Genomic DNA, 12,937 nt, shown 5'->3' with positions numbered 1-12,937 from the left:
GGTGTGCGCTACGTGACCATCCGGATGCTCGGTTCAACCCGGTGGTGTGACGGCCCGCACCGTTGTCGGGTCGGCCGGGCAGCCAAAACGACGACGCGTAGTGTGTGGGGCGGTATGCGGACCCGGGTGGTCCCGGCCGATCCGATCTCCCCGTGCCCGATGCCGGAAGGTGGCAATCCGTGAGCATGATCACCGAGCGCCCCGCGAGCAACCCGGCCGGGCAGCACCCGGCGCGGGCGGCCCAGGGCCCGGTGGCCCGGCGCCACGTACGCGCGGTCCTCTCGGCGTACGTGGCGCTCACCAAGCCGCGGATCGTCGAGTTGCTTCTGGTCACCACCGTTCCGGCGATGATGCTCGCCGAGGGCGGGCTGCCGTCGCTCTGGCTGATGGCCATCGTGCTGATCGGCGGTTCGCTCGCCGCCGGCGCGGCCAGTGTCCTCAACTGCTACATCGACCGGGACATCGACCAGTTGATGCGGCGTACCAAGCGTCGGCCGCTGCCGGCGCACACCGTGTCGCCGCGAAGCGCGTTGATCTTCGGTCTGGTGCTGGCGGTGGTGTCGGTCGCCCTGATGGCGGCGTTCACCAACCTGCTGGCCGCCGGGCTGACCCTCGCCGCCATCGCCTACTACGACCTCGTCTACACCCTGTGGCTCAAGCGCTCCACCCCGGCGAACACCTTCTGGGGCGGCGCCTGCGGGGCGGCGCCGGTGCTGATCGGTTGGGCGGCGGTGACCGGCTCACTCGCGCCGGCCGCGTGGGGCCTCTTCGCTGTGGTCTTCTTCTGGCAGATGCCGCACTTCTACCCGCTCGCGATGAAGTACAAGGACGACTACGCCCGGGCCGGCATCCCGATGCTCCCGGTGGTGGCCTCGGTCCGCCGGGTGAACGCCGAGATCCTGATCTTCGCGTGGCTCACCGTGCTCACGTCGCTGGCCGTCTGGCCGCTGGGGCTCAGCGCGATCTACGGGGTGCCGACCCTGGTGGTGGGGGCCATCTTCATCGTGGAGGCGCACCGGCTCTGCCGGCGGGCGACCCGCGGCGAGGCGGTCAAGCCGATGCGGCTGTTCCACTGGTCGACCACGTACCTGACGATCGTCTTCGTGGCCGTCGCGCTCGACGCGCTGATCTGACCCGGTCCGCACGCCGTCACTCCTCGGCTTCGCTGCCTTGTCGGCGTCCGTGCTGCTCGTGGTAATCCTGGGCGACGCCGACGATCTACCGTCTAATCGCGGATGTGGATGAGTTGTCCTGGTTTAACGTCACATCAGAGTAACTTTCGGCATGAGTCGGATCGGCTCAACTTGAGGTCGTTCAGACGTGATTTGCCGACGTGGTTTGAGCGCAAAAGTCCGCATATAAACGGACGGCGAACCTGTGGTAGCCCTTAAACTCGTAGGTAATTGGCATCACAAAAGGTTCATGGTTCTCGCCCCATGGGGTGCAAGTCTGCTTAGGCTTCGCGTCATGGCAGATGGTTCCGATACGACGCTGACGGCCGAGCAGACCGCTGGTGAACAGGCGCCCCAAGGCCTGGTCGCCGGTCTCAAGGCCTTCGCGGCCGGGCACGGCGGCGCGAAGGCGGTCATCGAGTACGTCGGCAAGCGTGGCGCACGGATCGTTCTGGTGGGCTCCGACGGTGAGTGGGGCGACCAGTTCGCCGACGACACCGTCACCGCCCGAGAGGCGTGCGCCAAGGCGGGAGTCACCGTCGAGAACGCCTGGGAGCGTGAACTGATGGACCAGATGCGTCCGAGCAACGACCTGTGGCGGTCGATGGCCCGGCGCACGATGGCCCGCTGAATAGACAGTTGACTTTGACCACCCACCACCAGTCGACCCGGGGGAGACCCCGGGTCGCTCTCGTCACCTGCGCCGACCAGTTCGACCTCGACCCTGACGACCAGCTGGTCCTCGCCCCGCTCGCCACCCGTGGCGTCGCCGTTCAGACAGTCGTCTGGGATGACCCCGACGTCCACTGGTCGTCCTACGACCTGGTCGTGCTCCGTTCACCCTGGGACTATGCGCTGCGCCGCGACGAGTTCGTGTCCTGGGCGGCCACGGTGCCGACGTTGCTCAACCCGGCCGACGTGGTCCGCTGGAACACCGACAAGCGCTACCTCGCCGAGCTGAGCGCAGCCGGCGTCCCCACCGTGCCGACGTCGTGGATCGAGCCGGCGGAGAGCTGGCAACCGCCCACCGACACCGGCGAGTACGTGATCAAGCCCGCGGTCAGCGCCGGCAGTCAGGACACCGGCCGGTACGACCTGGCCGACCCGGAACACCGGCACCTGGCCGCCGCACACGTTCGCCGGCTCTCCGACGCCGGTCGGGTCACGATGGTCCAGCCGTACCTGAGTGCCGTCGACACCGAGGGCGAGACCGCTCTGCTCTTCCTGGCCGGCCCGGACGGGCTCGTGTTCAGCCACGCGATCCGCAAGGGGCCGATGCTGTCCGGGCCCGATCTCGGCTCGGACGGTCTCTACAAGCCCGAAGAGATCACCGCCAGCACCGCCCGCCCCGCACAGTTGGCGGTGGCGGAGCGGACCCTCGCGGCGGTGCCCGGCGGCACCCGACAACTGCTCTACGCCCGGGTCGACCTCATCCCCGGCGCGGACGGCGAGCCGGTGCTGGTCGAGTTGGAGCTGACCGAGCCGTCCCTCTTCATCGGGTACGCGGACGGAGCCCCCGACCGCCTCGCCGACGCGATCGTTACCCACCTGACCCGTACCGCCTGACCTCCCACAAGACCAGGACCACGCAACAACGTCGACGTCAACGCCGTTGCGGCTGGCGCAACGGCGTGTTGACCTCCGCCCCTGCTCGCCGATCTTGCACTTCCTGTCCCGACAAAGCGGGCGTAACACCCATGTCGACGACCGGAACCGCAAGATCGGCGCGATCTTCCCGCTCGACACGGATCTTGGCGCGGGGCGCTGGGATGCACCGGGCATGGCCGGACGGGTCAGGCGGTGGCGGGGACCGCGGCGGCGGCGTCGGCCGGGGCGGCCTGGGGGGTGGGCGCGATCGGGCGGCGTGCCCGGGTGGACCACTGCACCGCCAGGGCGGCGAGCAGCACCAGGCAGGAGCCGAGCATGTGCGCGCCGACCAGGATCGCCGGCAGGTGGGTGAGGTACTGCATGAACCCGATCAGGCCCTGACCCAGCTCCACGGCGACCAGCACGATCGCGGCGCGGGTGGCCCGCTGCGCACCGACGGCGCGGAACGCGAAGACCAGCGCCACCGAGAGCCCGATGAGCAGGAAGACGCCGTCCGCGTGCACCTGCGAGATCGTTTCCGGGTCGAGCCCGTTGCGGGCGGCGCCGTGGTCCCCGGCGTGCGGGCCACTGCCGGTGACCCAGGTGCCGATGACCAGTACGGCCGCTGTGACGCCGGTGGTGACCCGGGCCAGCGCGCGCAGCGGTGCGGGCACCACCGCCTCGGTCGGGCCGTCGGGGTCACCGATGCGTCGCCAGAGGGCGTACGCGGCGGCGATCACCGCCATCGAGGCGAGGAAGTGCAGCCCTACCACCCACGGGTTGAGGTTGGTCAGCACTGTGATGCCACCGAGCACCGCCTGGGCGGGGATGCCCAGGAAGACCGCGACGGCCAGCGCGAGGAGCCCGGGTCGGCGGGGTCGGTGCAGCAACACGGCCAGCACCGTGGCCAGCGCGATGAGACCCACCGCGAAGGTCAGCATCCGGTTGCTGAACTCGATCACCCCGTACAGGCCCATCTCGGGGGTGGTGACGTAGGAATCGTCTGTGCACCGGGGCCAGGTGGGGCAGCCGAGGCCCGAGGCGGTCAACCGGACGGCCCCGCCGGTGACGACGATGCCCACGTTCGCGATGATCGAGGCGAGCGCGAGGCGGCGCAGCAGGTTGCCGGAGACCGGACGGACGATGCGGTTCACGGCGCAAATCCTACGCACCGTAGTGATCGAGGTTCGTCCGACTCCGTCGGGTCGGTGGTTCGGATCACCGGGGCCCGGGTTTGCGACCCTCCGGGTAATTACGTAACGTTGGCGTTGTGAAAAACGCGGCGGCGCTCTCCGGGCACCAACCGACGGCCGATCCGGCCCTCGGTGCGCCTGCCTCCGCGCCTGCCGTGACCACGTCGGCCGGCCTCGCCGGGTCGGCGGCGGCCGAGATCTCCACCCGGGATCGGGTCACCCAGTTGCTGCTGGAGCAGGGCGCCACCACCGCCGCGCAGCTTGGCGCGGCGCTCGGGCTCAGTCCGGCGGCGATCCGCCGGCACCTTGACGCGATGCTTGCGGACGGTGACGTGTACGCCCGCGAGCAGACCGTGCAGGGCAGTCGCGGTCGGGGGCGCCCGGCCAAGGTGTTCGTGCTGACCGAGGCCGCGCGGGTCCGCTGTGGCACACACCACTACGACAACATGGCCACCGCCGCGCTGCGCTGGATCGCCAGCAGCGGCGGCTCGGGTGCGGTGGAGGCGTTCGCCGCCGAGCAGGTGTCCGCTCTCGAAAGCCGTTGTCAGGCGGCCATGGAGGACGCCGGCGACGACCCTCTCGCCCGAGCCGAGGCACTCGCCGCAGCGCTCACCGCCGAGGGTTACGCTGCCAATGCGACCACGATCGCCTCCGGCGGCCAGCTCTGCCAGCACCACTGCCCGGTGGCGCACGTGGCCGCCGAGTTTCCCCAGCTGTGCGAGGCCGAGACCGCTGTCATCTCCCGGCTGGTCGGCACCCACGTGCAGCGTCTGGCCACCATCGCGCACGGCGACGGGGTGTGCACCACGCACATCCCGACTCAGCCGGGCCGCGTTCAATCAGGTAATCCCGTCACCACTGTGAGGACAGATAGATGACCGAGCAGATCGTCCAGCCCCTGACCCAGGAAGAGCAGCTCGCCGCCCTGGGCCGGTACGAGTACGGCTGGTCCGACCCGGACGCCGCCGGGGCGGTCGCCCAGCGCGGCATCAACGAGGCGGTGGTGCGGGACATCTCGGCCAAGAAGAACGAGCCGGCGTGGATGCTCGACCTGCGGCTGAAGGGCCTGCGGCTGTTCGGCCGTAAGCCCATGCCGGCCTGGGGCGCGGACCTCAGCGGGATCGACTTCGACAACATCAAGTACTTCGTGCGGTCCACCGAGAAGCAGGCCACCAGCTGGGAGGACCTGCCCGAGGACATCAAGAACACCTACGACCGGCTGGGCATCCCCGAGGCGGAAAAGCAGCGGCTGGTCGCCGGTGTCGCGGCGCAGTACGAGTCCGAGGTCGTCTACCACAAGATCCGCGAGGACCTTGAGGAGCAGGGCGTCCTCTTCCTGGACACCGACACGGCGCTGCGCGAGCACGAGGACGTCTTCAAGGAGTACTTCGGCACGGTGATCCCGGTCGGCGACAACAAGTTCGCCGCGCTGAACACCTCGGTGTGGTCCGGCGGCTCGTTCATCTACGTGCCGAAGGGCGTGCGCGTGGACATCCCGCTGCAGGCCTACTTCCGGATCAACACGGAGAACATGGGCCAGTTCGAGCGGACGCTGATCATCGTCGACGAGGGCGCGTACGTGCACTACGTCGAGGGCTGCACCGCGCCGATGTACTCCTCCGACTCGCTGCACAGCGCGGTCGTGGAGATCATCGTCAAGAAGAACGCGCGCTGCCGCTACACGACCATCCAGAACTGGTCGAACAACGTCTACAACCTGGTCACCAAGCGCGCCGTCTGCCACGAGGGCGCGACCATGGAGTGGGTCGACGGCAACATCGGCTCCAAGGTGACCATGAAGTACCCGGCGGTCTACATGACCGGCGAGCACGCCAAGGGCGAGGTGCTCTCGGTGGCGATGGCCGGCGAGGGTCAGCACCAGGACGCCGGCGCCAAGATGGTGCACGCCGCGCCGCACACCTCCTCGAACATCATCTCCAAGTCGATCGCCCGTGGCGGCGGCCGCACCTCGTACCGGGGTCTGGTGCAGGTGCTGGAGGGTTCGCACCACAGCCGGAGCACTGTCAAGTGCGACGCGCTGCTCGTCGACACCATCTCCCGCTCGGACACCTACCCGTACGTCGACATCCGTGAGGACGACGTGTCGATGGGGCACGAGGCGACCGTCTCCAAGATCAGCGACGACCAGCTCTTCTACCTGATGAGCCGGGGCCTGAGCGAGGACGAGGCGATGGCCATGATCGTGCGCGGCTTCATCGAGCCGATCGCCAAGGAGCTCCCGATGGAGTACGCCCTGGAGCTCAACCGTCTGATCGAGCTTCAGATGGAGGGCGCGGTCGGCTGACGCCGCCTCCGCCCGGCCACGGCTGGACCCGGACCCGGTACGCCGGAGCCGGTCCAGCCCGCTTCGACCCTCCGATTCATGACAGACCAAGGAAGAAATGACTACCCAGGCTTCCGCGCCGCCACCCAGCACCAAGTCGCAGGCGCTGCGCTCGTACGACGTCGCCGACTTCCCGGCCCTCACCGGCCTGGAGGAGGACTGGCGTTTCACCCCGCTCAAGCGCCTCCGCGGTCTGACCACCGACGTGCCGGCAGCGACCGGCGCGGTCCGACACGAGTACGGTGACCTGCCCGAGGGCGTCGCCATCACCCGGGTCGGCCGGGACGACGAGCGGATCGGCAGTGTGTTGACCCCGGTCGACCGGGTCAGCGCGCTCGCGTTCGGTGCGGCCTCCGATGCCCTGCTGCTGCGGGTGGCCTCCGACGTGGTGCTCGGTGAGTCGGTGCGGTTGCGGGTGGTCGGCGAGGGCATCGAGCAGCCGGCGTTCGGGCACACCTTCGTCGAGGTGGGCCGGTTCGCCGAGGCGACGGTGGTGCTGGAGCACGTCGGGTCGGCCATCCTCGCCGACAATGTCGAGGTCGCCGTGGCGGACGGCGCGAAGCTGACGCTCGTCACGATCGCCGACTGGGCCGACGACGCGGTCCAGGCCCAGCACCTGAAGATCAAGCTGGGTCGGGACGCCAAGGTCATCCACATCCAGGTGTCACTGGGTGGCGACCTGGTCCGCCAGTTCACGAGCGTGGAATACACCGGGCGGGGTGGCGAGGCCGAGCTGTACGGCGTCTACTTCGCCGACTCCGGCCAGCACCTGGAGCACCGGCAGCTGGTCGACCACACCGTCCCGGACTGCCGCAGCTACGTCGGCTACCGGGGCGCCCTCCAGGGCGAGAGCGCGCACACCGTCTGGGTGGGTGACGTGCTCATCCGCGCCGAGGCGACGGGCACCGACACGTACGAGATCAACCGGAACCTGCTGCTCACCGACGGCGCGCGGGCGGACTCCGTACCCAATCTGGAGATCGAGACCGGCGAGATCGCCGGCGCCGGCCACGCCAGCGCGACCGGCCGCTTCGATGACGAGCAGCTGTTCTACCTGATGGCCCGGGGCATCCCGGAGAGTGAGGCCCGCCGGCTGGTGGTCCGTGGCTTCTTCGCCGAGCTGATCAACAAGATCCCGGTGGAGTCGCTGCGGGAGAGCCTCGGCGACGCGATCGAGGCCCGGCTGGCGAGCGGGAGGAGTGAGCTTGCGAGCCCCGCACTCGCGAGCGAGGACCTCACTGCCAAGGCGGGCGCTTGATGATCCGCATCTGCTCCACGGAGGACGTGCCGAAGGGCACCGCGATCAGCGCGGACGTCGACGGCACGCCGATCGCCCTGGTGCACGGCGAGGACGGTGGGTTCTACGCCGCGTACGACGAGTGCTCGCACGCCTCGGTCGCGCTCTCCGAGGGTGAGGTCGACGGCTGCACGCTCGAGTGTTGGCTGCACGGCTCGCGCTTCGACCTGCGCACCGGCGAGCCGACCGGCCTGCCAGCCACCGAACCCGTCCCCGTCTACCCCGTCGAAGTCCGCGACGGCGACATCTACCTCAGCCTGACGCCGAGTAATGGAGTGACCCGATAATGAGCACCCTGGAGATCCGCGACCTGAAGGTGTCGGTCAAGCTGCCCGAGGGTGAGCTCAAGCCGATCCTGGCCGGCGTCGACCTGATCGTGAAGTCGGGCGAAACCCACGCGATCATGGGCCCGAACGGTTCCGGCAAGTCCACCCTGGCGTACTCGATCGCCGGTCACCCCAAGTACGAGATCACCGGCGGCACCGTCACGCTGGACGGCGAGGACGTGCTGGCCATGACTGTCGACGAGCGCGCCCGCGCCGGCCTGTTCCTGGCCATGCAGTACCCGGTCGAGGTCCCCGGCGTCTCGGTGGCGAACTTCCTGCGGACCGCCAAGACCGCCATCGACGGCGAGGCGCCGAAGCTCCGCACCTGGGGTGGCGAGCTGCGCGGCGCGATGGAGCGCCTCCAGATGGACCCGGCGTTCGCCCAGCGCAACGTCAACGAGGGCTTCTCCGGTGGTGAGAAGAAGCGGCACGAGATCGTCCAGCTGGAGCTGCTCAAGCCGAAGATCGCCATCCTCGACGAGACCGACTCCGGTCTCGACGTGGACGCGCTGCGCGTGGTCAGCGAGGGCGTCAACCGGGTCCGCGACAACGGCGACACCGGCGTCCTGCTGATCACCCACTACACGCGGATCCTGCGCTACATCAAGCCGGACTTCGTGCACGTCTTCGTGGCGGGCCGGATCGTCGAGCAGGGCGGCCCGGAGTTGGCCGACAAGCTTGAGGCCGAGGGCTACGAGCGGTACGCCGCCGGGGCCGGCACGGCCAAGGCCTGAGCGGGAAGGGCGCTGCCGAGATGACCAGCATCGCGATACCTTCGGGGATGCCGCAGTACGACGACGTGCCGCGTTTCGACGTGGCCCGGGTGCGCGCCGACTTCCCGATCCTCGGTCGGGACGTCAACGGACATCCGCTGGTCTACCTCGACAGCGCCAACACCTCGCACAAACCGCGCCAGGTGCTCGACGTGCTCGACGAGCACTACGCGCGGCACAACGCCAACGTGTCGCGCTCGGTGCACACCCTGGGCACCGAGGCCACCGAGGCGTACGAGGGGGCGCGGGCGAAGGTCGCCGCGTTCATCAACGCGCCGAGCGTCGACGAGGTGGTGTTCACGAAGAACTCCACCGAGGCGATCAACATCGTGGCGTACGCCTTCTCGAACGCCTCGCTGCGCCCGGACGCCGACCCCCGGTTCCGGCTGGGGCCCGGCGACGAGGTGGTGATCTCCGAGATGGAGCACCACTCGAACATCGTCCCGTGGCAGCTGCTCTGTGAGCGGACGGGTGCGACACTGCGCTGGTTCCCGGTCACCGACCAGGGTCGGCTCGACGAGTCGGGCCTGGAGGATCTGGTCACCGAACGGACGAAGATCGTCTCGCTGGTGCACACGTCGAACATCCTCGGCACGATCAACGCCACGTCCCGGATCACCACGCGGGTCCGCGAGGTGGGTGCACTGTTGCTGCTGGACTGCTCGCAGTCGGTGCCGCACCTGCCCGTCGACGTGGTCGACCTGGACGCCGACTACATCGTCTTCACCGGGCACAAGATGTGCGGTCCGACCGGCATCGGTGTGCTCTGGGGGCGTGGCGAGCTGCTGGCGGCCATGCCGCCGGTCATGGGCGGCGGCTCGATGATCGAGACGGTCACCATGGCCCGGTCGACGTTCGCCGCGCCACCCGCCCGGTTCGAGGCGGGCACTCCGCCGATCGCCGAGGCGGTGGCGCTCGGTGCGGCGGTCGACTACCTGACCGGCATCGGGATGAGGGCCATCCAGTGGCACGAGAAGGAGTTGACGGCGTACGCGCTCGACGCTCTCGGCTCGGTGCCGGACCTTCGGATCTTCGGCCCGACCGTGCCGGTGGGCCGGGGCGGCACCATCTCGTTCGCGCTGGCCGACGTGCACCCGCACGACGTGGGTCAGGTGCTCGACTCGCTCGGCGTGCAGGTGCGGGTGGGCCACCACTGCGCCAAGCCGGTGTGCAGCCGGTTTGGTGTTCCGGCCATGACCCGGGCCTCGTTCTACCTCTACACCACCACCGAGGAGATCGACGCCCTGGTGACTGGCCTGGAGCAGGTTCGGAAGGTGTTCCGATGAGCCGGGCGACGCAGAAGCATGGCGAATCGACGGGAGTTCAGCCTGATGCAACTTGAGTCTCTCTATCAGGAGATCATCCTGGACCACTACAAGCGCCCCCACGGGCGTGGCCTGCGCGACGCCGACGACCCGGGCGACCAGGTCGCGGAGGCGCACCACGTCAACCCCACCTGCGGTGACGAGGTCACCGTCCGGGTGGCCACCGACGGCACGGTCCTGCACGACATCTCGTACGACGGGATGGGCTGCTCGATCAGCCAGGCCTCGGCCAGCGTGTTGCACGAGTTGCTGCGCGGTCGGGGCGCCGGGGAAGCATTCGAGGTGCACGAGGCGTTCGTGGAGTTGATGTCCGGGCGTGGCCAGGTCACGCCGGACGAGGACGTACTCGGTGACGGGGTTGCTTTCGCGGGTGTGGCCCGTTACCCCGCCCGGGTGAAGTGCGCGCTGCTGCCGTGGATGGCGTTCAAGGACGCCGCGGCACGCGCCGGTGTGGGCGTGAGCCCGGAGGTGAAGGCGTGACGGTGCGTCAGCGAGCGAGTGACACCGTGGTGCCTGGTGGCATCACCCAGCGATGCGGAGGGACGGCATGAGCGAGAACATCGCTACCGAGGCGACGCCGGAGGCCGGTGACACCCCGGTGGTGCCGCAGACCGACGTCGCGACGACCGATGGCACCGGTGACGCCGTCGCCCCTGCGGGCGGCGTCAGCAAGGCCATGATCGCCGACATCGAGGAGGCGATGAAGGACGTCGTCGACCCGGAGCTCGGGATCAACGTGGTCGACCTGGGCCTCGTGTACGGCGTCCACGTCGACGACGAGAACGTCGCCACCCTGGACATGACGCTGACCTCGGCGGCCTGCCCGCTGACCGACGTCATCGAGGACCAGACCCGGCAGGCGCTGACCACCGGCCCCGGTGGCGGCCTGGTCAACGACATCCGGATCAACTGGGTGTGGCTCCCGCCGTGGGGCCCGGACAAGATCACTGACGAGGGTCGCGACCAGCTCCGCTCTCTCGGCTTCAACGTCTGACCGATCCACGTCGTCGAGCGCGGTACCCGTCCGGGTGCCGCGCTCGATGCGTTCCCGCTCCGGAAGTAGTGGAACGGATCGTTCCGGTCTGCTAGGCTCAAGGCGTCAAACGGATCGGAATATTCCGCTCTGATTTTGAGTCTCGGAGCGCGCGGAAGACCGGCGGAGAGGGCCTGACGATGAGCGAGTTGGCAGCGGCGCAGTGGCGGATCGTGCTCGACGAGGCGCACCAGGCGCTTCGAACGGCCGCCGAGGGGGTGCCGGTCGACGCCTGGGAGCGGCCCACCCCGTGCGAGCAGTGGAACGTCACCCAGGTGCTTCAGCACGCGACCGGCGACCAGCTCGCCTTCGCGGCGGCGATCGACGGCGGTCCAGGGCCGGTGGAGGACCCGTTCGCGCCCTCCGGTCGGGTCGACGGCGACAGGCTGGCCGCCCTGCGAGCTGCCCTCGACGCGTCCGCTCGGGCCTGGAAGCATGTCGCCGACGACGAGGCGGAGGTGCCCACGCCGCTGCCTCAGGGCACGTTGCCGGTCGAGGTCGCCGCCACAGCCTGCGCCCTGGACGCGGCAGTGCACGCCTGGGACATCGCGGTGGCCACCGGCCAGCCGTCCCCGCTCGGTGCCGAACTGGCCCGCCCCCTGCTGGTGGTGGCCCGGCAGATAGTCGAGCCGCTGCGGGCCTACGGGGCGTACGCCCCGGCGATCGACCCCGCCCCGGAGGCCGACGAGGTCGCCACCCTGCTCTCCTACCTTGGTCGCCACCCCCGCTGACCACCTGACGTCCGGCTGGGCCGGCCGCCCCAAGATCGCGCTCGATCACTGATGTGGTGGCCTCGGTGCGTCACCGAGGCCACCACATCGTGGTTCGAGCACGATCGAGGCGGCCGTGGGTGCCCTGACCCCGGCTTCCGGTGTCTTCGCGGCGGTGCGAGTCGTCAAGATCCGCGCAGTATCGGGGGTGGTGCTGTCTCCTGCGTGTCGGAGGCAGCATCATCCGGGAAGTTGCTCAGATCTTGGCGCGGGGCGCCGGGCGCGGGGCGCGGGAAAATCGGTGGCGAGGGTTCGGGGTTGGCGCGGAGGATGTGCGTGTGATTGAGGCGTACCCGAAGCAGGTTCCTGTCCGTGCGGCGACTGCCGCGCGTCGACAGCGGCCGCTCCGGGGCCGAACCTCGACCCGCCACCGACGTCAGTGACCGGGGCGTTCCTCGCCGGCCTGGTCGCCGGCTACGGCGTCGCGATTCCCGTCGGCGCGATAGCGATTCTCATCCTGGGGCTCAGCGCCCGGACCTCGTTCCGGGTCGGTGCGGCCGGGGCGCTCGCCGTGGCGACGGCCGACGGGCTCTACGCGGCGGTGGCAGTGCTCGGCGGCGCCGGCCTGGCCGGGATCATCGCGCCGGTCGCCGGGCCGCTGCGGGTGGTCGCCGCCGTGGTCCTGCTGGGGCTCGCCGGGCACGGTCTCTGGCGGGCGTGGTCGGCGCACCGCTCGCCGCGACCACCGACGGCACGCCCCGGCCTGGGTATGGGTACGCCGGGACGGGCCTACGCGGCGCTGCTCGGGTTGACACTGCTGAATCCGATGACCGTTCTCTACTTCACCGCGCTGGTGCTCGGCCGCCGGGACACCGCCGACTCGGGGGCGCTCTTCGTCGTGCTCTTCGTGGCCGGGGTGTTCCTGGCGTCGGCGAGCTGGCAACTGGTCATCGCCGGCGGCGGCACCGTGGTCGGCCGGGCGCTGACCGGGCCACGCGGCCGACTGGTCACCGGCCTGGTCTCCAGCGCGCTCATCGCCGCGCTGGCGGTGGCCGCACTGCTTCCGGCTTAGCGCTCACCGGACCGTGCCGGGCCGTCGGACCGTGCTGGGCCCCGTCGGACCGGGACCGGCCCCGTGCCGCCGCCCGGGGGTTGCGGCGGGTCCGTTGTGCCGTAC

General features: G+C 69.8%; 14 protein-coding genes. 13 read left to right on the top strand and 1 reads right to left on the bottom strand.

Annotated elements, in window-relative coordinates; translation table 11 throughout:
* The first annotated feature begins 179 nt into the window (after positions 1-179).
* The 3 genes from ABZ406_RS29560 (at position 180) to ABZ406_RS29550 (ending at position 2,738) form a co-directional block, all read left to right on the top strand.
* Positions 180-1,133 (top strand): heme o synthase, encoded by a 954-nt coding sequence (locus tag ABZ406_RS29560; RefSeq protein WP_357768600.1) that lies wholly within the window; start codon positions 180-182, stop codon positions 1,131-1,133.
* Between the two features lie 334 nt (positions 1,134-1,467).
* On the top strand, positions 1,468-1,803 hold the full coding sequence (locus tag ABZ406_RS29555) for a hypothetical protein (RefSeq protein WP_091403682.1): 336 nt from the start codon (positions 1,468-1,470) through the stop codon (positions 1,801-1,803).
* Positions 1,804-1,817: 14 nt separating this feature from the next.
* Complete coding sequence (locus tag ABZ406_RS29550; RefSeq protein WP_357768597.1) at positions 1,818-2,738, top strand: hypothetical protein; 921 nt, start codon at positions 1,818-1,820, stop codon at positions 2,736-2,738.
* A gap of 227 nt (positions 2,739-2,965) precedes the next feature.
* Here ABZ406_RS29550 and ABZ406_RS29545 read toward each other — a convergent pair whose 3' ends face one another.
* A complete protein-coding gene (locus tag ABZ406_RS29545) occupies positions 2,966-3,931 on the bottom strand; it encodes a COX15/CtaA family protein (RefSeq protein ID WP_357768595.1) in 966 nt (321 codons plus the stop codon).
* A gap of 176 nt (positions 3,932-4,107) precedes the next feature.
* Between ABZ406_RS29545 and ABZ406_RS29540 the strand changes: the two genes are divergently transcribed.
* The 10 genes from ABZ406_RS29540 (at position 4,108) to ABZ406_RS29495 (ending at position 12,832) form a co-directional block, all read left to right on the top strand.
* A complete protein-coding gene (locus ABZ406_RS29540; RefSeq protein ID WP_357768632.1) occupies positions 4,108-4,830 on the top strand; it encodes an ArsR family transcriptional regulator in 723 nt (240 codons plus the stop codon).
* Positions 4,827-6,257, top strand: a complete 1,431-nt coding sequence (gene sufB / locus ABZ406_RS29535) for a Fe-S cluster assembly protein SufB (protein WP_357768593.1) — start codon at positions 4,827-4,829, stop codon at positions 6,255-6,257. The genes ABZ406_RS29540 and sufB overlap by 4 nt, the downstream gene beginning before the upstream one ends.
* A 97-nt stretch (positions 6,258-6,354) precedes the next feature.
* Positions 6,355-7,554, top strand: a complete 1,200-nt coding sequence (gene sufD / locus ABZ406_RS29530; protein WP_357768591.1) for a Fe-S cluster assembly protein SufD — start codon at positions 6,355-6,357, stop codon at positions 7,552-7,554.
* Positions 7,554-7,880, top strand: coding sequence for a non-heme iron oxygenase ferredoxin subunit (locus ABZ406_RS29525; RefSeq protein ID WP_091403693.1), 327 nt, complete (start codon positions 7,554-7,556; stop codon positions 7,878-7,880). The genes sufD and ABZ406_RS29525 overlap by 1 nt, the downstream gene beginning before the upstream one ends.
* Positions 7,880-8,653, top strand: coding sequence for a Fe-S cluster assembly ATPase SufC (sufC, locus tag ABZ406_RS29520; protein ID WP_357768589.1), 774 nt, complete (start codon positions 7,880-7,882; stop codon positions 8,651-8,653). The genes ABZ406_RS29525 and sufC overlap by 1 nt, the downstream gene beginning before the upstream one ends.
* A gap of 20 nt (positions 8,654-8,673) precedes the next feature.
* On the top strand, positions 8,674-9,978 hold the full coding sequence (locus tag ABZ406_RS29515; RefSeq protein ID WP_357768586.1) for a cysteine desulfurase: 1,305 nt from the start codon (positions 8,674-8,676) through the stop codon (positions 9,976-9,978).
* A gap of 45 nt (positions 9,979-10,023) precedes the next feature.
* Positions 10,024-10,497, top strand: coding sequence for a Fe-S cluster assembly sulfur transfer protein SufU (sufU, locus tag ABZ406_RS29510; protein WP_357768585.1), 474 nt, complete (start codon positions 10,024-10,026; stop codon positions 10,495-10,497).
* 67 nt (positions 10,498-10,564) lie between these two features.
* The gene (locus ABZ406_RS29505; protein ID WP_357768583.1) at positions 10,565-11,011 is read left to right on the top strand and encodes a metal-sulfur cluster assembly factor; all 447 of its coding nucleotides are present in this window, start codon (positions 10,565-10,567) and stop codon (positions 11,009-11,011) included.
* 179 nt (positions 11,012-11,190) lie between these two features.
* On the top strand, positions 11,191-11,781 hold the full coding sequence (locus ABZ406_RS29500; protein ID WP_357768581.1) for a TIGR03086 family metal-binding protein: 591 nt from the start codon (positions 11,191-11,193) through the stop codon (positions 11,779-11,781).
* A gap of 418 nt (positions 11,782-12,199) precedes the next feature.
* Positions 12,200-12,832, top strand: coding sequence for a LysE family transporter (locus tag ABZ406_RS29495; protein ID WP_357768578.1), 633 nt, complete (start codon positions 12,200-12,202; stop codon positions 12,830-12,832).
* The last annotated feature ends 105 nt before the right edge of the window (positions 12,833-12,937 follow it).

The organism is Micromonospora sp. NPDC005710 (assembly GCF_040630995.1).
Lineage (GTDB): Bacteria > Actinomycetota > Actinomycetes > Mycobacteriales > Micromonosporaceae > Micromonospora.
This window is presented reverse-complemented; position numbering and strand designations above follow the sequence as displayed.

Bases quoted from the DNA above. Each gene is read 5' to 3' on its own strand.
- ABZ406_RS29555 (WP_091403682.1), top strand. From the start codon at position 1,468: ATGGCAGATGGTTCCGATACGACGCTGACGGCCGAGCAGACCGCTGGT.
- sufB (WP_357768593.1), top strand. From the start codon at position 4,827: ATGACCGAGCAGATCGTCCAGCCCCTGACCCAGGAAGAGCAGCTCGCC.
- sufD (WP_357768591.1), top strand. From the start codon at position 6,355: ATGACTACCCAGGCTTCCGCGCCGCCACCCAGCACCAAGTCGCAGGCG.
- ABZ406_RS29525 (WP_091403693.1), top strand. From the start codon at position 7,554: ATGATCCGCATCTGCTCCACGGAGGACGTGCCGAAGGGCACCGCGATC.
- sufC (WP_357768589.1), top strand. From the start codon at position 7,880: ATGAGCACCCTGGAGATCCGCGACCTGAAGGTGTCGGTCAAGCTGCCC.
- ABZ406_RS29515 (WP_357768586.1), top strand. From the start codon at position 8,674: ATGACCAGCATCGCGATACCTTCGGGGATGCCGCAGTACGACGACGTG.
- sufU (WP_357768585.1), top strand. From the start codon at position 10,024: ATGCAACTTGAGTCTCTCTATCAGGAGATCATCCTGGACCACTACAAG.
- ABZ406_RS29505 (WP_357768583.1), top strand. From the start codon at position 10,565: ATGAGCGAGAACATCGCTACCGAGGCGACGCCGGAGGCCGGTGACACC.
- ABZ406_RS29500 (WP_357768581.1), top strand. From the start codon at position 11,191: ATGAGCGAGTTGGCAGCGGCGCAGTGGCGGATCGTGCTCGACGAGGCG.